This is a genomic window from Janthinobacterium sp. 35 (assembly GCF_002754575.1).
In the GTDB taxonomy this organism is placed as follows: Bacteria; Pseudomonadota; Gammaproteobacteria; order Burkholderiales; family Burkholderiaceae_D; genus Janthinobacterium; species Janthinobacterium tructae.
Genome location: NZ_PEFN01000001.1, coordinates 2,215,345 through 2,237,473, shown reverse-complemented (window position 1 = coordinate 2,237,473; position 22,129 = coordinate 2,215,345). Strand labels below are relative to the sequence as shown.

At 64.5% G+C, this 22,129-nt stretch carries 10 protein-coding genes and 1 riboswitch; of the genes, 6 read left to right on the top strand and 4 right to left on the bottom strand.

What is annotated here, in order from left to right:
• The first annotated feature begins 49 nt into the window (after positions 1 to 49).
• Together CLU93_RS10030 and CLU93_RS10025 are read left to right on the top strand one after the other, a co-directional pair.
• Entirely contained in the window at positions 50 to 2,089 is a 2,040-nt protein-coding gene (locus tag CLU93_RS10030) for an aminotransferase class V-fold PLP-dependent enzyme (RefSeq protein WP_099760948.1), read from the top strand.
• Positions 2,090 to 2,481: 392 nt separating this feature from the next.
• Positions 2,482 to 11,109, top strand: a complete 8,628-nt coding sequence (locus CLU93_RS10025; protein ID WP_099764325.1) for a GH36-type glycosyl hydrolase domain-containing protein — start codon at positions 2,482 to 2,484, stop codon at positions 11,107 to 11,109.
• A 73-nt stretch (positions 11,110 to 11,182) separates the two neighbouring features.
• Here CLU93_RS10025 and CLU93_RS10020 read toward each other — a convergent pair whose 3' ends face one another.
• Entirely contained in the window at positions 11,183 to 11,758 is a 576-nt protein-coding gene (locus tag CLU93_RS10020; protein WP_099760947.1) for a TMEM165/GDT1 family protein, read from the bottom strand.
• Between the two features lie 21 nt (positions 11,759 to 11,779).
• Positions 11,780 to 11,949, bottom strand: a riboswitch (yybP-ykoY riboswitch).
• Between the two features lie 145 nt (positions 11,950 to 12,094).
• Between CLU93_RS10020 and CLU93_RS10015 the strand changes: the two genes are divergently transcribed.
• The 3 genes from CLU93_RS10015 (at position 12,095) to CLU93_RS10005 (ending at position 18,126) form a co-directional block, all read left to right on the top strand.
• Positions 12,095 to 14,488: a M1 family aminopeptidase gene (locus CLU93_RS10015; protein ID WP_099760946.1), complete on the top strand. Its 2,394-nt coding sequence runs from the start codon at positions 12,095 to 12,097 to the stop codon at positions 14,486 to 14,488.
• 118 nt (positions 14,489 to 14,606) lie between these two features.
• The gene (locus CLU93_RS10010) at positions 14,607 to 16,466 is read left to right on the top strand and encodes a M1 family metallopeptidase (RefSeq protein ID WP_099760945.1); all 1,860 of its coding nucleotides are present in this window, start codon (positions 14,607 to 14,609) and stop codon (positions 16,464 to 16,466) included.
• Positions 16,467 to 16,488: 22 nt separating this feature from the next.
• Positions 16,489 to 18,126, top strand: a complete 1,638-nt coding sequence (locus CLU93_RS10005) for a serine hydrolase (RefSeq protein WP_099764324.1) — start codon at positions 16,489 to 16,491, stop codon at positions 18,124 to 18,126.
• Positions 18,127 to 18,173: 47 nt separating this feature from the next.
• On the opposite strand, the gene CLU93_RS10000 is transcribed toward CLU93_RS10005, so the two are convergent.
• Positions 18,174 to 19,004 (bottom strand): class I SAM-dependent methyltransferase, encoded by an 831-nt coding sequence (locus tag CLU93_RS10000; RefSeq protein WP_099764323.1) that lies wholly within the window; start codon positions 19,002 to 19,004, stop codon positions 18,174 to 18,176.
• Between the two features lie 77 nt (positions 19,005 to 19,081).
• Positions 19,082 to 19,741 carry a pyridoxamine 5'-phosphate oxidase family protein gene (locus tag CLU93_RS09995; protein ID WP_099760944.1) on the bottom strand — a complete coding sequence of 220 codons (660 nt, stop codon included), beginning with the start codon at positions 19,739 to 19,741 and terminating at the stop codon, positions 19,082 to 19,084.
• A gap of 107 nt (positions 19,742 to 19,848) precedes the next feature.
• Here CLU93_RS09995 and pdxR point away from each other — a divergent pair, with 107 nt between their 5' ends.
• A complete protein-coding gene (gene pdxR, locus CLU93_RS09990; RefSeq protein ID WP_099760943.1) occupies positions 19,849 to 21,333 on the top strand; it encodes a MocR-like pyridoxine biosynthesis transcription factor PdxR in 1,485 nt (494 codons plus the stop codon).
• A 15-nt stretch (positions 21,334 to 21,348) separates the two neighbouring features.
• Here the strand turns inward: pdxR and CLU93_RS09985 are convergent, their stop codons facing one another.
• Complete coding sequence (locus CLU93_RS09985) at positions 21,349 to 22,128, bottom strand: spermidine synthase (protein WP_099760942.1); 780 nt, start codon at positions 22,126 to 22,128, stop codon at positions 21,349 to 21,351.
• Position 22,129 lies beyond the last annotated feature (1 nt).

Sequence of the window (22,129 nt, the reverse complement as noted above, 5' to 3'; positions counted from 1 at the left end):
TCCAGCTACTTGCGCTGCACCCTTTTTAGAGAATACTCAGACTGCCATCATGAAAGAAATCTACCTCGACAGCAATGCCACCACTTGCGTGCTGCCCGCCGCCGTTGCCGCCGCCCGGCAAGCGATGGAGCAGGGCTATGGCAATCCCAGCAGCACTCACGCGACGGGGTTGCAGGCCAAGGCCATGATGGATGGCGTGCGCCAGCGCGCCAGCGGCTTGCTGGGCGTGGGCGACGGCCGCTTGATGTTCAACAGCGGCGCCACCGAAGGCATTCAGACGGCCGTGCTGTCGGCCCTGTGCGCGCTGCGCGAACGGCGCGCTGCGGGCAAGCGCATCGGCAGCCTGCTGCTGTATGGCGCGACCGAGCACAAGGCCGTGCCGGAAAGCCTGGCGCACTGGAACCGGCTATTGGGCCTGAACCTGGAAGTGCGCAAGCTGCCCGTCGATGCACACGGGCGCCACGATCTGCAGGCACTCGACGCGCTGATCGGCGACACAGCCATGCTGTGCACGATGGCGGCGAATAATGAAACGGGCGTCATCAGCGACCTGTCCGCCATCGCGCAACTGCTGCAGGAACGCGGTGCCGATGCCTACTGGATGGTCGATTGCGTGCAGGCGCTGGGCAAGCTGAAACTGAACCTGGCCGCCACGCGCATCGATTACGCGCCGTTCTCCGGCCACAAGCTGTATGCGCCGAAGGGCATCGGCATGCTGTATGTGCGCGCCGGCGCGCCATTTACACCGTTGATGATGGGCGGCGGCCAGGAAGCGGGCCTGCGCTCGGGCACGGAGAACATGGCCGGCATTGCGGCCCTGGGCGCCGTGCTGGCCGCGCTCGATGATGGCAAGACCTTCCGCAGCCACGCGGAGCTGGTCGCTTTCCGCGCGCAGCTGGTGGCCAGCCTGGAGCGCGCTTTCCCCGGCATCGTGTTCAATATGCCGTTCTACTTGTCGCTGCCGACCACGCTCAATTTTTCCGTGCCGGGCTTGTCCTCGAAAGAGTTGCTGGACCTGTTCGACGCGGCGCGCGTGCGCGTCAGCTCGGGCAGCGCCTGTTCCGCTGCCAAGGCGCTCCCCAGTTATGTGCTCGAAGCGATGCACGTGCCGCAATGGCGCGCCAGCTCGGCCATCCGTTTGTCGTTCGGCCCCCAGATCGATGCGGCGACCATTACCGCCGCCTGCGCGCGCATCGAGCGCTGTGGTGAAGCGCTGCGCGGCAGTTGCCTGTTGCCATCGGCGCTGGCGCCATCGCCGCAGGACGGCGTGCAGGACGGCGTAATCCAGCTCAGCGTCGATGGCCAGTGCACCTGGCTGCTCAGCGACGCTGCCAGCGCCAGTTGCGTCGTCATCGATCCCGTCGCCGCGCTCGTGCCGCGCCTGGCCGCCTTCATCCGTTGCCAGCACCTGGCCTTGCGCGCCATCGTGCACACGACGGCGCCAGCCGACCATGGCGTGGCGCGCCTGGCCTTGCTGCAGGAACTCGCTATCGAACAAGTCGGTCACGTCGATATCGACGGTGAGCTGGCACTGGGCCATCAGCGTTTGCGCCGCGTCGAGTGCGGCGAAAACCATGTGTATCTGCTGGGGCAGCGCTTCGCCTTCATCGGCACCCTGGCGCCCGAGGCGCTGACGCCTTTGCTGGATGCGGCGCTGCTGACGCCGGATACCGTGCTGTGCGGCGCACGCGACGATGGCAGCATCTGCTGCACCGTGCGCACGGCGCAGCAAGGCATCGTACCGGCAGCCGACCTGCAGCTCGATGCGGCCAGCTTGCCCGCCTTCCTGCGCCAGCATCCCGACGCCATCCTCGTCGACGTGCGCGAAGCGTATGAACACGCGGCTTGCGCCGGAACCGTGTTCGAGGGCTGCGCCGTGCACAGCGTACCGCTGAGTCGCCTGGCGGGGCAGGTGGCCGCATGGCTGCAGCAGCCTCAATGCCCGCTGATCTTTTTCTGCCGCAGCGGTAACCGCAGCGCGCGCGCTAGCGCCTGTCTGCGCCGCCTGGGCCATGCTGCTGCATGGCAGCTCAACGGCGGCATGGCGATGGCGGAAGCGACGCGCCACCCGCTGGCCATCGCGGCTTGACGGGGCTGAAATTTCTCCTCTGGAATATTGCACCGTGCCATCACCGGCACGGTGCAAGCTATTCGTTTCCTAACGGCATTTTTTTGCTGTCCAGTCCGCAAATTTCTTTGCCGACACGCTGCCAATGCGTCGGCTATGTACGCTAGCGCACGGTCTTGCGCGCAGGGCGCACCTACGATGAAGTTCAGAAAATCTCCCTATACCCTGAGATTCGTCGCAACGCTCCGGCGCTTCGCTTTCCGTCTTCGCCAGTGTCCGATCGTGTTCTTCCAGACTTGGCCAGCGTGACGGTGGCCGCTGGCTGCCTGCGCGCACCTAGCGAGGCCAAGTTGAAAGAGTACACCGCAGTCGTCACGCAGCAGATCAAGGAACAGCTTTCCAAATTCAAGGAAATCTTCCGCGACCATCCCCTTGCACCGGACAGTTTCGACGCTGCGCGCGACGATGCCTTGCCCCTGCGGTCCGAGTTATTCAGTGCCATGCAGATGGCCGCCCACGGCAAGCACGTGGCCGCCGGCCACGCGGTGGGCAAGCACCATGGCCGCGACCGCCTGCTGGCGCGCCTGGCCGATAATGCGGCCCTGATCACGGCCACCGTCAACGAGCTGACGGCCACGGTGAAAAGCGGACGGCAGGTTACGCCCGCCTCGGAATGGCTGCTGGATAATTTTTACCTGATCGAAGAGCAGATCCGCACCACGCGGCGCCACCTGCCGAAGAACTACAGCAAGGAGCTGCCACGACTGACGTCGGGCGTGGACGCGGGCTGCCCGCGCGTGTATAAAATTGCGCTGGAAATCATCTCGCATGGCGATGGCCGGGTCGACCTGGAAAACCTGTGTCACTTCGTCGAGGCTTACCAGGACGTCGCCACGCTCACGCTGGGTGAACTGTGGGCCGTTCCCATCATGCTGCGCCTGGCCCTGATCGAAAACCTGCGCCGCGTCGCTGCGCGCGTGGCCGACGACCGCATGCAGCGCGACCTGGCCAATACCTGGGCCGACCAGATGATGGACATCGCCGAGCGCAATCCCAGCGGCTTGATCCTGCTGGTAGCCGACATGGCCCGTTCGAATCCGCCGTTGACCAGCGCCTTCGTGGCAGAATTGTCGCGCCGCCTGCAGGGACAAAGTTCCTCGCTGACCCTGGCCCTGTCGTGGCTGACGCACAAGCTGGCCGAGTCGGGCCTCACCATCGAGCAGCAGATCCAGTCCGAGATCGGGCAGCAGGCGGCCGACCAGGTGTCGATCGCCAACAGCATCGGCAGCCTGCGTTTTCTCGGTACCATGGATTGGCAGGAATTCGTCGAGACCATGAGCGTCGTCGAGCAAACCTTGCGCCTGGACCCGGCCGGCACGTATGGCTTGATGGATTTTGCCACGCGCGACAGCTACCGCCACGCCATTGAACGCATCGCCAGGCGCAGCGCGCGCAGCGAAGTGGACGTCGCCGAGATGGTGGTGCAGCTGGCGCATACGCACGGCAACGGCAATGACGCGCGCCGTGGCCACATCGGCTTTTACCTGGTGGGACGCGGCGTGCTGGTGCTGGAAAAGCTGGCCGGCGCGAAGCTGCCTTTCATCGAAGCGCTGCAGCATACGGCGCGCGCCGCGCCGCTGGCCGTCTACCTTGGGGCCATCTCGTTCCTGACCCTGGCGACGAGCGCCTTGTTGCTCGAGCGCGCCGTGCGCCATGGCGTGCAGGGCTGGCCCCTGGCGGCACTGGGCGTGCTGGCGCTGCTGGGCAGCAGCCAGCTGGCCGTGGCCGTGGTGAACTGGCTGGCGACCCTGATGACGTCGCCCCATCCGCTGCCGCGCATGGATTACCAGGCTGGCATTCCGTCGGACGGGCGCGGCATCGTGGTGGTGCCGACCCTGATCTACAGCGCGGACAACGTGGCGGCCCTGTGCGAGGCGCTGGAAGTGCGTTATCTCGCCAACCGCGATCCGAACCTGCGTTTCTGCCTGCTGACGGATTTTGTCGATGCGTCCGCGCAAACGATGCCGGGCGACGAAGCCTTGCTGCGCCAGGCGCAGGAGACCATCCGTGGCTTGAACGACAAGTACCGCGTGGAAGGCGCCGAGTGCAAGGACAATGGCGAACCGGCCGACCCCGAAGAACTGGGCCAGGTGGGGCCGTTCCTGCTGCTGCACCGTCCGCGCCTGTGGAATTCGCAGCAGAATGCGTGGATGGGGCAGGAGCGCAAGCGCGGAAAATTGTCCGACCTGCACGCGTTTTTGCGCGGCGGGGCACGCGACAAATTCTCGCTGGTGGAAGGCGAGCTGCGCGGCCTGCGCACCATCAGATACGTGATCACGCTCGACACCGATACGCAGCTGCCGCGCGACGCGGCGCGCGAATTCATCGCCACCATGATGCACCCGCTGAACCGTCCCGTGCTGGACGCGGCCGGCACGCGCGTGGTGGCCGGCTACGGCATCTTGCAGCCGCGCGTGGCCGTGGCGCTGCCCAGCGCGAATGCCTCGCGCTACGAACTGCTGTGCGGTGGCGAGCCGGGCATCGATCCCTACACGCGCACCGTCTCCGACCTGTACCAGGACGTATTTTACGAGGGCTCCTTCATCGGCAAGGGCATCTACGACCTCGACATGTTCGAGCGCGTGCTGGGCCAGCGCCTGCCCGACAATAAAATCCTCAGCCACGACCTGCTCGAAGGCTGTTATTTACGCGCCGGCTTGCTCAGCGACTCGCAACTGTATGAGGAATACCCGGCCCGCTACGACGCCGACGTGAGCCGCCGCCAGCGCTGGATACGCGGCGACTGGCAGCTGATCGGCTGGTTGCTGGGCCGCGTGCCGGGCCGCGCCGGCAAGCGCGAACGCAATCCCCTGTCGATGCTGTCGCGCTGGAAGCTGTTCGACAACCTGCGCCGCAGCATCGTGGCGCCGGCCACCACCGTGTCGCTGCTGCTGGTGTGGGGTTTCTTGCCGCACGTGGTTTTCTGGAGCGTGGCGGTGCTGGCCATCATCTTCCTGCCGCCCGTTTTTTCGGCCCTGTACGATCTGCTGCGCAAACCGCGCGACACCCTGTGGCGCCAGCATCTGGCCGCGTTCGAGCGGCGCTGCGGCGTGCAGTTTTCGCATGCCATGCTGACCCTCGTCTTCCTGCCTTATGAGGCCTGGATCAGCCTCGATGCCATCGCCCGCACCCTGTGGCGCCTGGGCGTGTCGCACAAGCATTTGCTCGACTGGCGTGCCTCGAACCTGCATACGTCTTCCGGCTCGCAGGCAGACAGCTGGCGCGCCATGTGGTGCTCGCCCGCGCTGGCGCTGGCCACCTTTGCCGCCTTGCTGCACTGGCGCCCGGCAGCGTTGCCGGCCGCCGCCGTGGTGCTGCTGCTGTGGCTGGCCGCACCTGCCATCGCCTGGTGGATCAGCCGCCCCATCGAACGGGCCGTGGCGCGTTTGTCGGCCGAGCAGGGACGTTTCCTGCATGGCGTGGCGCGCAAGACCTGGGCCTATTTCGAGACCTTCGTCGGACCGGACGACCACTGGCTGCCGCCCGATAACATGCAGGAGCATCCGAACCTGGTGGTGGCGCACCGCACCTCGCCGACGAATATCGGCCTGGCCCTGCTGGCCAACCTGACGGCCTACGATTTCGGCTATGTCACCATGGGCCAGTTGATCGAGCGCAGCCGCGCCACCTTGCACAGCATGGGGGAGCTGGAGCGCTTCCAGGGGCATTTCTACAACTGGTACGACACGCAAACGCTCAAGGCGCTGCAGCCCATGTACATCTCGACGGTCGACAGCGGCAATCTGGCCGGCCATCTGCTGACCTTGCAGCCCGGCCTGGTGGAACTGTATGACGCGCCCATCATGGGGCCACAGATCGTGGACGGCATCCGCACGACGGCGCAGGTACTGCAGGAATTCATTGCCGCGGAAGGCGAAGACAAGGCGGTGCGCGCGTCGCTGGCGCTGCTGCAGATGCCGGCCGCGCCAGCCAGCCTGCCCGAATGGCATGCCTACCTGAGTGCCGCGAATGGCGCGGCCGACGCGCTGCTGTCGCTGACTCTGCAAAGCGACGATGGCGAGCTGGCCATGTGGAGCGGAGCGCTGGCGCGCCAGTGCCGCGCGGCGCTGGCCGAGTTGCTGCAACTGGCGCCATGGGCGGCACAGGCAGGCCTCGATACGGCGTGGCTGCGCGTGCCGACCCTGCGCGAACTGGCCAATCTGGAGACGCCGGAAGGCTTGCCTTCCGAGCTGGCCGCATGGCTGGCGCAAGGCCGCGAACAGGCGGGCCGCCACATGCGCGACATCGCCCACGCGGCCGGCCAGGCACGCGATTTCGCACAGATCGAATACGCGTTTCTGTACAACCCGTCGACCAAACTGCTGGCCATCGGCTACAACGTCAGCGAACGGCGCCTCGACCCCAGCTACTACGATTTATTGGCTTCCGAAGTGCGCCTGGCCAGCTTCATCGCCATCGCCCAGGGCCAGCTGCCGCAGGAGCACTGGTTCGCGCTGGGCCGCCAGCTGTGCATGGTGGCGGGCCAGCCCGTGCTGCTGTCGTGGAGCGGCTCGATGTTCGAGTATCTGATGCCGCTGCTGGTGATGCCGAATTATCCGAACACCTTGCTTGACCAGACCTACCACTCCGTCATCGAGGCGCAGATCGACTATGGCCGCCAGCGCGACGTGCCGTGGGGGATTTCCGAATCCGGCTATAACACGGTCGACGCCAGCTTGAATTACCAGTACCGCGCCTTTGGCGTGCCGGGGCTGGGCCTGAAGCGGGGCCTGGCCGACGACCTGGTGGTGGCGCCATACGCCAGCATGATGGGTTTGATGGTGCAGCCGGAAGCGTCGTGCCAGAACCTGCAGCGCATGCAGGCGGCCGGCTACATGGGCCGCTACGGCTTCTTTGAAGCCATCGATTTCACCACCGCGCGCCTGCCGCGCGGACAGGTCAGCGCCGTCATCCGCTCGTTCATGGTGCACCACCAGGGCATGGGTTTCCTGGCTCTCAGCTACCTGTTGCACGATCGCCCGATGCAGCGCCGTTTCGAGTCCGATCCGCTGCTGCAATCGGCCTTGCTGGTGCTGCAGGAGCGTACGCCGCAAGCGGGGGCGTTTTATTCGAACACGGCCGAACTGGCGGTGCTGCGCAGCGGCGCGTCCGAGCAGTCCATGCCGATGCGCATCCTCACGCAGGCCAACAGCGCCGTGCCCGAAACGCAGCTGCTGTCGAATGGCCGCTACCACGTCATGGTGAGCAATGCGGGCGGCAGCTACAGCCGCTGGAAAGACTTGTCCGTGACGCGCTGGCGCGAAGACAGCACGCGCGATAACTGGGGCAATTTCTGTTATTTGCGCGACCTCGACGACGGTGCCGTCTGGTCCACCATGTACCAGCCGACCCTGGTCGAACCGAAGAAGTACGAAGTGATTTTCTCCGAGGGGCGCGCGGAATTTCGCCGTGCCGACCATGGCCTGGACCTGTACACGGAAATCGTCGTCTCGCCCGAGGACGACATCGAAATCCGCCGCACGCGCATCAGCAATAATTCGAACCGCCAGCGGCGCATCGAGATCACCAGTTTTGCCGAAGTGGTGATGGCGCCGGCGGCAGCCGATGCGGCGCATCCCGCGTTCAGCAAGCTGTTCGTGCAGACGGAAATCCTGGCGCATGAAAATGCGATTTTATGCACGCGCCGGCCCCGCTCGAAAGACGAGCCGATGCCGTGGCTGCTGCATGTGATGACGGTGCACGATATCGAACACTATGCCGTGTCGTTCGAGACGGACCGCGCGCGCTTCATCGGCCGCGGCAACACGGCGCAGCTGCCGCAGGCGCTGCAGGACAGCGGTCCGCTCGGTGGCGGCCACGGTTCCGTGCTCGACCCCATCGTGGCCATCCGCTACGTCATCACGCTCGAACCGGACCAGGCGGTCACGGTCGATAGCGTGACCGGCATGGTGGAACAGCGCGAGGCGGCGCTGCACCTGATCGACAAATATCAGGATCGCCATCTGGCCGACCGCGTGTTCGAACTGGCCTGGACGCACAGCCAGGTGGTGCTGCGCCAGTTGAATGCCAGCGAAGCGGACGCGCAGTTGTATGCACGCCTGGCCAATGCCGTGATCTACCCGAATGCGGCCCTGCGCGCCGATGCCGGCATCCTGATCAAGAACCAGCGCGGCCAGTCCGGCCTGTGGGCGTATGCCATTTCCGGCGACTTGCCCATCGTGCTGCTGCAGATACGCGACGCGGCCAATATCGAACTGGCGCGCCAGATGGTGCAGGCGCATGCCTACTGGCGCCTGAAAGGATTGATCGTCGACCTGGTGATCTGGTACGAGGAACAGTCGGGCTACCGCCAGCTGCTGCATGACCAGATCATGGGCTTGATCGCCTCGGGCATCGATGCGCAGGCGATCGACCGCCCGGGCGGCATTTTCGTGCGCCTGGCCGAGCAGATTGCCAACGAAGACCGCATCTTGCTGCAATCGGTGGCGCGCGCCATCATCAGCGACTTGCGCGGCACCCTGGCCGAGCAGGTCAAGCGCCCGCCCAGCCCTGTGCTGCGCATGCCGCCGCTGCTGCAGGATACTGCCCGCGAACAGGGCAGCGTGCCGCACCGCGCCGCACCGCGCGAACTGATCCTGGAAAATGGCCTCGGTGGTTTTACACCCGATGGGCGCGAATACGTGATCACCACAGGCGAAGGCACACAGACACCGGCGCCCTGGTCGAACGTGCTGGCCAACGCGCAATTCGGCACCGTGGTGTCGGAAGGCGGCCAGGCGTATACGTGGAGCGAGAATGCGCATGAATTCCGCCTCACGCCATGGCAGAACGACCCCGTTTCTGACCTGTCCGGCGAAGCGTTTTATGTGCGCGACGAGCAAACCGGCCAGTTCTGGTCGCCATCGGCCCTGCCGGCGCGCGGCAGCGGCGACTACGTGACGCGCCACGGCTTTGGCTACAGCATTTTTGAACACAGCGAGGGCGGTATCTCCACCGAACTGTGCACCTATGTGGCGCTGGACGCGGCCGTCAAATATTCGGTGATCAAGGTGCGCAACGACAGCGGCGTGCCGCGCCGTCTGTCCGTCACAGGCTACGTGGAATGGGTGATGGGCGACCTGCGCGCCAAGTCCTGCATGCACGTGGCGACCGAGGTTGACACCATCAGCGGCGCGCTGTTTGCGCGCAATAACTACAACACGGAGTTTTCAGGCCGTGTCGGCTTTTTCAATACCGACGCCAGCATCCGCTCCATCACCTGCGACCGCAATGAATTCATCGGCCGTAACGGCAGTCTGGCGCAGCCGGCGGCGCTACGGCGCGTGCGCCTGTCCGGCAAGGCGGGCACGGGCCTGGACCCGTGCGCAGCGATCCAGGTGCCGTTTGAACTGCAGCCGGGGCAGGAGCGCGAAATCGTCTTCCTCCTCGGCGTGGGCGGGCGCCGCAATGCCGACGCCAGTACCATGGTGCAGCGCCATGCGGGCAAGGACGCGGCCCGCATGGCGCTCGACGCCGTGCGCGCGCACTGGGAAAACACCCTGGGCGCCGTGCGCATCGAAACGCCCGATCCATCGCTGGACGTGATCGCCAATGGCTGGCTGATGTACCAGACAATCGCCTGCCGCCTGTGGGCGCGCAGCGGCTATTACCAGTCGGGCGGCGCGTATGGCTTCCGCGACCAGTTGCAAGATGCGATGGCCATGATCCACACGGCGCCGCAACTGCTGCGCGGCCATTTGCTGCTGTGCGCGGCGCACCAGTTTGTCGAAGGCGACGTACAGCATTGGTGGCATCCGCCGTCGGACCGGGGCGTGCGCACGCACTGCTCCGATGATTACCTGTGGCTGCCGCTGGCCGCCTGCCGCTATGTGATTGCCACGGGCGATGTCAACGTGCTGTCCGAAGTGGCGCCCTTCATCGAGGGACGCGCTGTCAAGCCGGAAGAGGATTCCTATTACGACTTGCCCGTGCGTTCGGGCGAGTCGGCCGACCTGTACGAGCACTGCGTGCGCGCCATCCGCCACGGCTTGCGCCTGGGCGTGCACGGCTTGCCCCTGATGGGCTCCTGCGACTGGAATGACGGCATGGACAAGGTGGGCGAACACGGCAAGGGCGAGAGCGTGTGGCTGGCCTTCTTCCTGTATGAAGTGCTGCAGCGCTTTGCCGAGGTGGCCGTGCTGCGCGGCGACGCCGCATTCGCCCGGTTCTGCCGCGACGAAGCCGTGAAACTGGCGGCCAATGTCGAGGAACATGCGTGGGATGGCGAGTGGTACCGGCGTGCCTACTTCGACGACGGCACGCCCTTGGGTTCGCACACGAACGAGGAATGCCAGATCGATTCGATTTCGCAAAGCTGGGGCGTGCTGTCGGGCGCGGCCAACAAGGAGCGCGTGGCCGGCGCCATGCGCCAGGTCGATGCGCGCCTGGTGCGTCGTGATTCCGGCGTGATCCAGCTGCTCGATCCGCCGTTCGACAAATCCGATCTCAATCCCGGCTATATCCGCGGTTATGTGCCGGGCGTGCGCGAGAACGGCGGTCAGTATACGCATGCGGCCATCTGGACGGCGATGGCGTTTGCCCGCCTGGGCGATGGCGAAAAGGCGTGGGAACTGCTGCGCATGATCAATCCCGTGCGCCATGGCGCGGATGCGCAGGCGGTGCAGCGCTACAAGGTCGAGCCGTATGTGGTGACGGCCGACGTGTATGCCGTGGCGCCGCATGTGGGGCGCGGCGGCTGGAGCTGGTACACGGGATCGTCGGGCTGGCTGTACCGGCTGATCGTCGAATCGCTGCTGGGCTTGACGCGCGAAGCGAACGTGCTGCGTGTGCTGCCGACCATGCCGGCCGAATGGGACAGCTTCAAGCTGCATTACCGCTTCGGCGCCAGCAGCTATGCCATCACGGTGGAAAAGGCACAGGGGCGGCCCGCAGGATTGTCGCTCGATGGCGTGGCGCAGGAGGGCAACAGCATCGCCCTGCGCGACGACGGCCGCGAGTATGCGGTGCTATTGCTGGTGTAGTCTTGCCCACGTCTCAAGAAAGCGCGCTGACCGTTCAGGATCAGCGCGCCGGTATGCATGTCGCCGAGATTGGTCAGAAGCCCAGAGCCGCGCCCGCGCCCAGCAGGGTTGCCACGCCCAGCACGGCAAATACCAGCGCCGCGATGCCGTGCACCAGGCGCAGCGACACGCGGTTGGCGATCTTGTCGCCCAGGTACACGGCCGGCACGTTGGCCAGCATCATGCCGAAGGTGGTGCCCAGCACGACGGAAACAATGTCGTGGTAGCGCGCCGCCAGCGCCACCGTGGCCACCTGCGTTTTATCTCCCATTTCCGCCATGAAGAAGGCGATCAGGGTGGTCAGGAAGACGCCATACTTGGCCAGCTTCGTTTCGTCTTCATCGAGCTTGTCGGGGATCAGGGTCCAGGCGGCCATCGCCAGGAACGATACGCCGAGTACCCAGCGCAGCACGTCGGGCCCCAGCATGCTGGTGATCCAGGCGCCGACGGCGGCGGCAAACGCGTGGTTGGCGACGGTGGCGACGAAAATCGCCAGCACGATGGGCAAAGGCTTGCGGAATTTGGCCGCCAGCAAAAAGGCCAGGAGTTGGGTTTTGTCGCCGATTTCAGCGAGACCGACGATGCCGGTGGAGATGAGGAATGCTTCCATGAGATTGCAAGAGGTACGCGGGCCGGACGAATTAACCAATGATCCATGGGCGACTCCGGCCCATGCGGCCGCCCTGGATCAATGGTCTCGTCAAGTTCTGCAACCACCTGCACCATGGCCTGCGGGCCAATTATGTTGATACAGGTTCCCGCGGCAGGACCGCGAGACGACTACTCCCCAATGTTCGAGGCGCATCATACGCCAATGCCCGTGCCGGCGCCAGTGCTGCCGGGGCATGGCACTGCCTGGTGTGTGGGACTTCCACAACAATGAGCGCTTTGCAAACAGACTCGACTTAGAATGCAGTCTGTCCACGACTCCCAGATGGAATGCGCCATGCCGGTCCTTGTCCGCTTGCTTGCCTTGTGTTTGACCTTGTTTGCTCCCTTGCCCGGCCTGTGCGCCGCCGCGCCCTTCGACGACAAGTTCCGCCAACTGGAAGAATTGCTGCCCACGCCGAATAACTACCGCACCGCATCTGGTGCGCCGGGCCACGCCTACTGGCAGCAGCGCGCCGATTACGTGATCCGCGCCACCTTGGACGAAGCGCGCCGCGAAATCACGGCCAGCGAGCAGATCACCTATCACAACCGCTCGCCGGACAGCCTCGCGTATCTGTGGCTGCAACTGGACCAGAATGGCTTGCGCCAGGATGCGGACCAGCGCCGCGTATTGAGCGCGCCGTCGCGCCAGGCCTGGCTCAGCGGCACCGAAGAGGAAGCGCTGAAATTCGAAGACTTGCGCGCCCTCCATGCGGGGCGGGAATTTGACGGCGGCTTCAAGCTCACCGCCGTGAAAGCGGCCAGCGGCAAGCCGCTGCCGTATGTGGTCAACCAGACCATGCTGCGCATCGATTTGCCGGTGGCGCTGGCGCCCGGCCAGAGCATCAGCTTTGGCATCGACTGGTCCTACAAAATCAATGACCAGAAGGTGCTGGTCGAGCGCTCCGGCTATGAATATTTTGAAGAGGACAAGAACACGATTTTCCAGATCGCCCAATGGTTCCCGCGCATGGCCGCGTATTACGATGCCGTCGGCTGGCAGCACAAGCAATTCCTCGGCTCCGGTGAATTCACGCTGGAATTTGGCGACTACGAACTGTATCTGACGGTGCCGGGCGACCACGTGGTGGCCGCCACGGGCGAACTGCAAAATCCTGCGGCCGTGTTGAGCGCGGCACAGCGCGAGCGGCTTGCGCGGGCGAAAAACAGCAATACGCCGCTGCTGGTGATCACACCCGCCGAAGCGCTGGCGGCGGAAAAGGGCCGCGCGGCGGGGATGAAAACCTGGCATTTCAAGGCGGCCAATGTGCGCGACGTGGCGTGGGCCTCGAGCCGCAAGTTCATCTGGGATGCGCAGGGGCTGGACAGCGGCGGCAAGCGCGTGATGGCCATGTCGTATTACCCGAACGAGGGCAACCCGCTGTGGCAGCAGTACAGCACGCGCGCCGTCGTGCACGCGATCGAGCAGTACAACAAATACAGTTTCGACTATCCGTATCCGAATGCGATCTCCGTCAACGGCGCCGTGGGCGGCATGGAGTATCCGATGATTGCGTTCAATGGCGGGCGTCCCGTGAAGGACAAGAAGACGGGTGAACTCACGTATTCGAAGACGGCGAAATATGACCTGATCGGCGTGATCATCCATGAAGTGGGGCACAATTATTTTCCCATGATCGTCAACTCGGACGAGCGCCAGTGGACGTGGATGGACGAGGGCCTCAATTCCTTCCTGCAGTACCTGGCCGAGCAGGCGTGGGAAGAGCATTTCCCATCCTGGAATGGCGAGCCGCGCAAGATCGTCGACTACATGCGCAGCCAGAACCAGGTGCCCATCATGACCAATTCCGAGTCCTTGCTGCAGTTCACGGCGAACGCCTACGACAAGCCGGCCACGGCGCTCAACATCCTGCGTGAAACCATCTTAGGGCGCGAGCTGTTCGACTTCGCCTTCAAGCAGTACGCCCTGCGCTGGAAGTTCAAGCGCCCGACGCCGGCCGACTTTTTCCGCACGATGGAAGACGCTTCCGGCACGGACCTGGACTGGTTCTGGCGCGGCTGGTTTTATACCACCGACGCGGTCGACATCAGCATCGACGGCATCAGCGAATATGGCGTGAGCACGAAGAATCCGGAGGTCGAAAAAGCGTGGAAGAAGGCGCAGAAGGCCGCGCAGCCGATTTCGATCTCGGACCAGCGCAACAAGACGCTGCCGAAGAAGGTGGAGCTGGACCCCGCGCTGAAGGATTTCTATAACCGGCATGATGAATTCACGGTCACCAACAAGGACCGCAACAGCTATGCGGAAGAGCAGGAGGCGCTGGAGCCGTGGGAGCGAAAGCTGCTGGAGCAGCATAACCTGGGCAAGCATCTGTACCTGGTCGACTTTTCGAATATTGGCGGCCTGGTGATGCCGCTGATCCTGGAAATCGAACTGAAAAGCGGCAAGAAGATCATCGAACGCGTGCCGGCCGAAGTGTGGCGCTATGCGCCGCACAAGATCAGCAAGGTCATCGTCACGGACGAGCCGATGGTGGGGCTGGTGCAAGACCCGTACTGGGAGACGGCCGATATCGACACCAGCAACAACGCCTGGCCGCGAAAAATCACGCCATCGCGCCTGGAATTGTTCAAGCTGGACCGTGACAAGAACAACCTGATGAAAGATTTTAATACGCCGCTGAAGGCACCCGAGGCCAAGCCCGAAGTCCAGCCAGATACGAAATAGGAAAAAAGCGCCGGCCAGCCCGGCGCTTTTTTCTGCCGGCCTGCGCCGGAAGTGCTATTCTGCGCGACGCCCCGGCGCACACGGACCGGGGCTTTCGCAAATCATTCAAAAGACGACCATGCAAACTTTGACCTTCCTGCGCGCGCTGGGCTGTGCGCTACTTTGCCAGGTAACCCTGGCAGCACACGCCGACCCCCTCAGCTACGCGCGTTACGACCAGGTGCGCACGCGCGACCTGCAGCTGGACCTGAAAGCCGATTTCAAGCAAAAGACGCTCTCCGGCTATGCCGAGCTGTCCTTGAACTGGATCGACCCGGCGGCGCGTACCCTGGTGCTCGATACGCGCGATCTGTCGATCGCGAAAGTGCAGGTACAGGACAAGCGCGGCGCATGGCAGATGGCGCCGTATCAGCTGGACAAGGCCGACCCGGAAAAGGGCCAGGCGCTGCGCATCACCACCACGGGCCAGCCGGGCAAGGTGCGCGTCTACTATCACACGGCGCCGAACGCCATTGCGCTGCAGTGGCTCACGCCGCAGCAGACCATGTCGGGCAAGCTGCCTTTCATGTTCAGCCAGTCGCAAAGCATCAACGCCCGCTCGTGGGTGCCGTCGCAGGATACGCCGGCCGTGCGTTTTACCTACAGCGCGCGTATCGAGGCGCCGAGTGGCATGCGCGTCGTGATGAGCGCCGAGAATGACGACAAGGCGACGGGCAAGGGCGGCTGGAAATTCAGGATGCCGCAGCCGATTCCATCGTACCTGCTGTCCATCGCCATCGGCGAACTGGAAGTGCGCAAGCTCGGTCCCCGCTCCGCCGTGTATGCCGAACCGCCGCGCATCAAGGCGGCCGAATACGAGCTGGCCGACACGGAAAAGATGATACAGGCAGCCGAAGCGCTGTATGGTCCGTATGGATGGGGACGCTACGACATGATCGTGCTGCCGCCATCGTTCCCCTACGGCGGCATGGAAAACCCGCGCCTGACCTTCCTCACGCCGACCATGATCGCGGGCGACCGCAGCCTGGTCGACCTGATCGCGCATGAACTGGCCCACTCGTGGTCGGGCAACCTGGTCACCAACGCGTCGTGGAAGCACATGTGGCTCAACGAAGGCTTCACCACCTACGTCACCACGCGCATCGTCGAGCAGCTGTATGGCAGCGACGTGGCGCAGATGGGCGTGCAGGTCGACCAGGAAGAACTGGCCGCCTCGATCAAGGAACTGCCGGCGGCGAAAACGGCGCTGATCACGCGCGATGCGGACGCCAATCCTGCCGAAACGTATACGGATGACGGCATCATCTACCCGAAAGGCGCCTGGTTCCTGGCCACCATGGAACGCCGCGCCGGCCGTGCCGTGTTCGACCCTTTCCTGCGCGGCTGGTTCGACCAGCATGCGTTCCAGAGCGTGACGACGGAGCAGTTCATCGCCTACCTGCGCAAGAACCTGCTGGCGCAGCATCCGGACGTGATGCCGGACGCGGAACTCGATGAATGGCTGTATGGCACCGGCGTGCCGGCCAGCGCGCAGCGCGTCGTCTCGCCGCGCCTGGCGCTGCTCGACCAGCACCGCGACGCCTGGCTCAAGGGCGAGCTTGCCACCAAAGACCTGGGCATGGACAAGTGGATCGCCATCGAGTCGATGCACTTCCTGAACGACATCAACAACAAGGCCAGCGCGGCGCAATTACGTGAACTGGACCAGGTCTACGGCGTGGGCAAGAGCGGCAACAATGAAGTCGCTTACCGCTTCTACCTGGCCTCCGTGAACGCCGGCTACGATGTGCGCCAGCCCTTGCAGGCATTCCTGATGAGCGTGGGTCGCCAGAAGTTCGTCGTGCCCCTGTATAGCGCCTTGATGAAGACGCCGCAGGGCCACGCCTGGGCCAAGGACGTGTATGCGCAGGCGCGCGAACGCTACCACCCGGTGACGCAGGAAAGCGTCGATAAATTGATGGCCGCGCAAGCGCATTGAACCTTATTTGGACATCCTGACCATGCATACCATGAACCGTCTCGCCGCCGCCATCGTGCTGGCGTTTTCCGGCATCACGGTGCCGGCGCTGGCCTCTGACGCCGCACCCGTCGTTGCCGCTGCGCCTGCCCCCGCGCCGGCCTTCGATCTCGAGCGCGACGTCGCCACCGCCCTGAAAGTGTTCGACGTGCCGGGCATGGCGATCGCCATCGTCAAGGATGGCAAGGTCATCACCGCCAGGGGTTTCGGCGTACGCAAGCTGGGCGAACCGGCGGCCGTCGACGCCAAGACGCTGTTTGAAGTGGCATCGAACTCGAAAGGTTTCACGGCTGCCGCGCTGGCCATGCTGGTCGACGACGGCAAGCTGGCCTGGGACGATCCCGTCACCAAGCACCTGCCCGGCTTCCAGATGCACGATTCCTACGTCACGGGCGCCATGACCATCCGCGACTTGCTGACGCACCGCAGTGGCCTGGGCCTGGGAGCGGGCGACTTGCTGTGGTGGCCTACCACGACGTTTTCCACCGACGAGATCATCGAGAAGCTGCGCTACATCCGTCCGGCCACGAGTTTTCGCAACAGCTATGCTTACGATAACCTGCTGTACATCGTGGCCGGCAAGATCATCGCCGACAAGGCGGGCAAGAGCTGGGGCGAAGCGATGCATGAGCGCATCCTGGCGCCGCTGGGCATGACGGGTACCACCACCAGTCTGGCGGAAAACGTGGGTAATCCCGACGTCGCCAATGCGCACAGCAAGATCGCCGGCAAGATCGCCGCCGTCAAATCCATGCCCGTGCCGAACGCCGTGGGCGCCGTTGGCATCAACACGAATGCGGAAGATATCGCCAAGTGGATGATGGTGCTGCTCGACGAAGGCAAGATCGCCGGCGTGAAAGACAAGGATGGCAAGGACGCGCGCCTGTTCAGCGAAAAGCAGGGCCGCGAGATGTGGACGGCGCAAACGCCGATCAAGATTGCCGAACCAAAACCGGCGCTGGCCGCGACGAAACCGAACTTCAGCGCGTATGGCCTGGGCTTTCAGCTGCGCGACTACAAGGGCATGAAAGTGGCCATGCACGGCGGCGCGCTGCAGGGATTTTATTCGCGCGTGGTGATGGTGCCGGAAGCAAAGCTGGGCGTGGCCATCCTCACCAATGCGGAAAATGGCGGCTCCATGACGGCACTGCAATGGCGCATTCTCGACCATTACCTGCAGGCGGTGCCGTCGGACTGGCTGGCGCGGGTGGCCAAGGTGGAGCAGGACCAGCATGCCGAAGAGGTGAAAAAGCAGGGCAAGGCATCGAGCGCGCGCGCGGCCAAATCGCAGCCATCGCTGCCGCTGGCCGCGTATGACGGCGAGTATGAAGACGCCTGGTATGGCAAGGTCGTCATCAAGCCGGAGGGGAAAAAGCATATCCTCAGCTTCACGCGCACGCCGGACCTGACGGGTGAACTGGAACACTGGCAGCACGACACCTTCATCGTGCGCTGGAAAGAGCGCAACTTCAACGCCGATGCCTACGTGACGTTCTCGCTCAATCCCGATGGCAGCATCGACAGGGTAAAAATGGCGCCCGTGTCGGCCGAGACGGATTTCAGCTACGACTTCCAGGACCTGAGCCTGGCGCCGGTGAAACCGAAGGAAGCGAAGAAATAAACCGGTAGGTCGGGTTAGCGCGCAGCGCGTAACCCGACACGCTCACTTTATGGCTTGACGAACTTCAGGGTCATGCGGTCGCTCTCGCCGATGGCCGTGTATTTGGCCCGCTCGACATCCTTGTTGGTGTAGGTCGGCGGCAACGCCCACACGCCGCCCTGGTGGTCGGCATGGTCTTTCGGATTGGCGTTGATCTCGGACCTGGCTGCCAGCTTGAAGCCCGCGTTTTCCGCCAGCTTGATCACATACGCTTCGTGCATGTAGCCGCTGCTGGCCGTGGCATCTTGCGCCTTGTTCGCCGGCAGGCGGTGCTCGACGACGCCGAACACGCCGCCCGGCTTCAGGCTGTCATACACTTCCTTGAACAGGGTCTGCATGCCTGCTTCGCCGATGGGTATCCAGTTGTGGATATTGCGGAAGGTGAGCACCATGTCGGCCGTGCCCTTGGGCGCGATGCGGTAGGTGGTGGGCGGTGCGAAGGCGCCGAGTTCCACCTTGCCGAAAGCGGCCGGATTGGCGTCGAGTTTTTGCTGGAAGCGCGCCGCGCCACGGCGTGCGCCTTCGCTGCTTGACTGCGGGTCGTTGCCGGCGGCGATCAGCTTGCCGTTATCGCGCAGGTAGGGCGCCAGGATCTCCGTGTACCAGCCGCCGCCAGGCGCCAGCTCCACCACCGTCATGCCCGGCTTGATGCCGAAGAACGTCAGTGTTTCATACGGGTGCCGGGCGCTGTCGCGCAGCGCGTTGGCCGGCGTGCGTGCACTGCCGGCGATAGCCGCCTTCAAGGCTGCGTCGCTGCTGTCGGCCGCCAGTGCCGCACCGCTGCCGCCGCAGGCCAGCATGACCGTCAGGGCCGCGGCCAGGGATACTCGCTTCATCATCATCTGCTCCATTCATGAGTGGGTCGATTGGTGGCTATCGCCATCAACGCCGATCATCGGGCAAGCACGCTGGCCGGTCAAGCGGATTCCGTACCCCATGCGGCGGCATACGCGGGCAGCGCGCTGGTGTTGAGTGCATCGGCGATGGCCGCGCCACGGCCGTGCGTAAAAGGCAATTCGCCCGTCCAGACGACGTGTGCCATGTCACCCGCATCGTCGAGCGGGCCACCCTTGCGCTGCTTGACGGCGCATTCGTCGAGCGCGATGCGCAGCACGGTGGTGGCCGCGTATTCCTTGGCGCTGCCGCCGCGCACCTGCGCCAGGCGTCCCGGCGCCAGCTTTTCCATCAGCGCATCCATGGCCGCATGCTGCTGGCCGATGTCGCTCACCTTGTCAAAGCGACCGTAGACCATCGCCGAACGGTAGTTCATCGTGTGATTGAAGGCCGAGCGCGCCAGCACCAGGCCGTCGAGATGGGTGATGGTCACGCACACGTCGGTATCGTTGACGAGTTGCTTGAGCATGCGGCTGCCGTTCGAGCCATGGATATACAGGTGGCCGTCGATGCGCCAGCAGGCGGTCGGGATGCAATGGCTGCCCTTGTCGTCGCGGAAGGCGATATGGCACAGGAAGGCGGCGTCGACGATGGTATACACGGTGGCTTGCTCGTAGCTGGCCAGTTCGGCGACGCGGCGCACGCGGGTACGCGGGCTGGGAGGGAGGGCGACAGCGGTCATGGCGAAAATCCGGTTGGTTGAGGAAGCAGGCCGCACTATAATCGGCATCTGGCCCTGAAAAAAGATCCAGAAGTTAGAAATAATTTGGAGCCATAAAAGGGGGGCGCATGGATTATGCATTGCTGCTGAACGCTTTCGAACGTACGCACCGCGAGCGGGGCTGGCCGCGCCAGCGCCTGCTGCATGAATGCCTGCGCGCGGCGATCCGCGGTGGCCAGCTGGCGCCAGGTACGCGGCTGGCCGCCACGCGCGTGCTGGCGGCCGAACTGGGACTGGCGCGCAATACCGTGCTGTACGCCTACGAGCAGCTGGCCAGCGAAGGTTTTGTCTTGCCGGACCGGCGTGGCACCGTGGTCGCCGGCAACGTTGGCCAGCCGGTGGTGGCGCCGCCGGCCGGCAGCAAGGATGGCTTGTCGCGCCGTGCACAACATTTGCGCGGCGTGGCGGGACAGGACAGGAATGCGACGGTGGTGTTTCCCGCCGACGCGATGGGGGCGTTCGCGCCTGGCGTGCCGGCGCTCGACGAATTCCCGCTGGCGCAGTGGCGGCGCATGCTGGACCGCGCGTGGCGCGCGCTGACGCCGCGCCAGCTCAATTACGGCGACCCGGCCGGTGAGCCGCAGCTGCGCATGGCCATCGCCGACCATTTGCGCGCCGCGCGCGGCGTCGTCTGCGATGCGGGCCAGGTGTTCATCACGGACGGTACGCAGAGCAGCCTTGATGTGTGCCTGCGCGCCTTTGCCGACCAGGGCGACACCTTGTGGATCGAGCACCCTGGCTATGGCGGCGCGCTGGCGGCGGGCCGTGGCGCCGGCCTGCAGGTGACGGGCATCGCCGTCGACATGGATGGCATCGCACCGACGGATGACGACTGGAGCGCGGCGCCGCCGCGCCTGATCTACACCACGCCGTCGCACCAGTATCCGACGGGCAGCGTGCTCAGTCCCGCACGCCGCATGGTGCTGCTCGAACGTGCCCGCGCCGCCGGCGCCCTGATCATCGAAGATGATTACGACAGCGAATTTCGCCATGGCGGTCCGCCCCTGGCGGCCATGCAGGGACTGGTGGCCGACGCGCCCGTCGTGTATCTGGGTACCTTCAGCAAGACCATGTTTCCCGCCTTGCGGCTGGCCTTTATTGTCGTGCCGGCAGGGCTGGCCGGGGCTTTCGCGCAGATGCAGGCGCAGGGCGCCACACGGGGGCGCGTGGCCGAACAGCTGGCGCTGGCCGAGTTCCTGCGCAGCGGCCTGTTTGCGCGCCATGTGCGCCGCATGCGCCGCCTGTATTGCCAGCGCCGCGACGCCTTGAGCGAGGCATTGCAGCGCCATGCGTGTGCGGGCGCGGTCATCCATGGCGGCACGGCCGGCATGCACCTGGCGCTGCGTTTTCAAGACGTGCAATGGGATGACCTGGCGTTGAGCCGCCGCGCCGCGCAGGACGGCATCGTGGCGCTGGCGTTGTCCGCGCATGGCACGGGCGAGAGGAGGGGCGAGGGCGCCGGCTGGAACGGTTTCCTGCTCGGTTATGCGCAGGTGCCGGCCGAAAACATGGACGGCCTGGCGCGCCGCCTGGGCGCGCTGCTGCCGGTGTGATGCGGCGCTACTGCCTTACTGCTGGTCCTGCATCCACTGCTTCAAGCCGTTGACCCAGTTCTTGGCGGGCAGGTTGAATTGCTTCTTGATGGTGGCGGCACGTTCGTACAAGTCGCTGAAGTCGAGCGATGGCGATTTTTTGAAGGCCAGCACGACGATGTTTTCATCTTCCGTTTCCGGCACCCAGACGACGGCGTCGAAGACCAGTTCCATCGCCTGCAAGTTCTTGTCGTAGTTGGGGAAGTCACCGAAGACATTCGTGCACATGATGCCGTCGTCCGTCAGGCAGTCGTGGCAAGCCTGGTAGAACTCGGGCGTGTCGAGCACGGGGCCGCGCGCGTCTTCGTCGTACAGGTCCACTTGCAGCGCATCGACGGTGCCATGGTTGGCAGGATCGAGCACGAAGTCGAGCGCATTCATTTCACGCACGTCGAGACGCGCATCGTTCGGCGGCAGCGCAAACTGGGCGCCGCAGATGGCGATCACGTTCGGATTGAGTTCGATGGCCGTGACCGTGGCGTCGGGGAAGCGGCGGTAGCTGAATTTGGTCAGCGCGGCGCTGCCAAGTCCCAGCTGCACGATGCGTTTTGGCTGCGTCTTGAACAGCATCCACATCATCATCATCTGCACGTATTCGAGCTCGATGGCATCGGGTTTGTCCAGGCGCATGGCGCCCTGCACCCACTTGGTACCCAGGTGCAGGTAGCGGATGCCGCGGTGTTCTGTGGTGGTGGCCGGCGGGTGGCCCGGGTGGCTGAAGGCGGTATGGCTGGTGGAGGTAAAGTCGGTCGTCATG

Bases quoted from the DNA above. Each gene is read 5' to 3' on its own strand.
- CLU93_RS10030 (WP_099760948.1), top strand. From the start codon at position 50: ATGAAAGAAATCTACCTCGACAGCAATGCCACCACTTGCGTGCTGCCC.
- CLU93_RS10020 (WP_099760947.1), bottom strand. From the start codon at position 11,758: ATGGAAGCATTCCTCATCTCCACCGGCATCGTCGGTCTCGCTGAAATC.
- CLU93_RS10015 (WP_099760946.1), top strand. From the start codon at position 12,095: ATGCCGGTCCTTGTCCGCTTGCTTGCCTTGTGTTTGACCTTGTTTGCT.
- CLU93_RS10010 (WP_099760945.1), top strand. From the start codon at position 14,607: ATGCAAACTTTGACCTTCCTGCGCGCGCTGGGCTGTGCGCTACTTTGC.
- CLU93_RS10005 (WP_099764324.1), top strand. From the start codon at position 16,489: ATGCATACCATGAACCGTCTCGCCGCCGCCATCGTGCTGGCGTTTTCC.
- CLU93_RS10000 (WP_099764323.1), bottom strand. From the start codon at position 19,004: ATGATGAAGCGAGTATCCCTGGCCGCGGCCCTGACGGTCATGCTGGCC.
- CLU93_RS09995 (WP_099760944.1), bottom strand. From the start codon at position 19,741: ATGACCGCTGTCGCCCTCCCTCCCAGCCCGCGTACCCGCGTGCGCCGC.
- pdxR (WP_099760943.1), top strand. From the start codon at position 19,849: ATGGATTATGCATTGCTGCTGAACGCTTTCGAACGTACGCACCGCGAG.
- CLU93_RS09985 (WP_099760942.1), bottom strand. From the start codon at position 22,128: ATGACGACCGACTTTACCTCCACCAGCCATACCGCCTTCAGCCACCCG.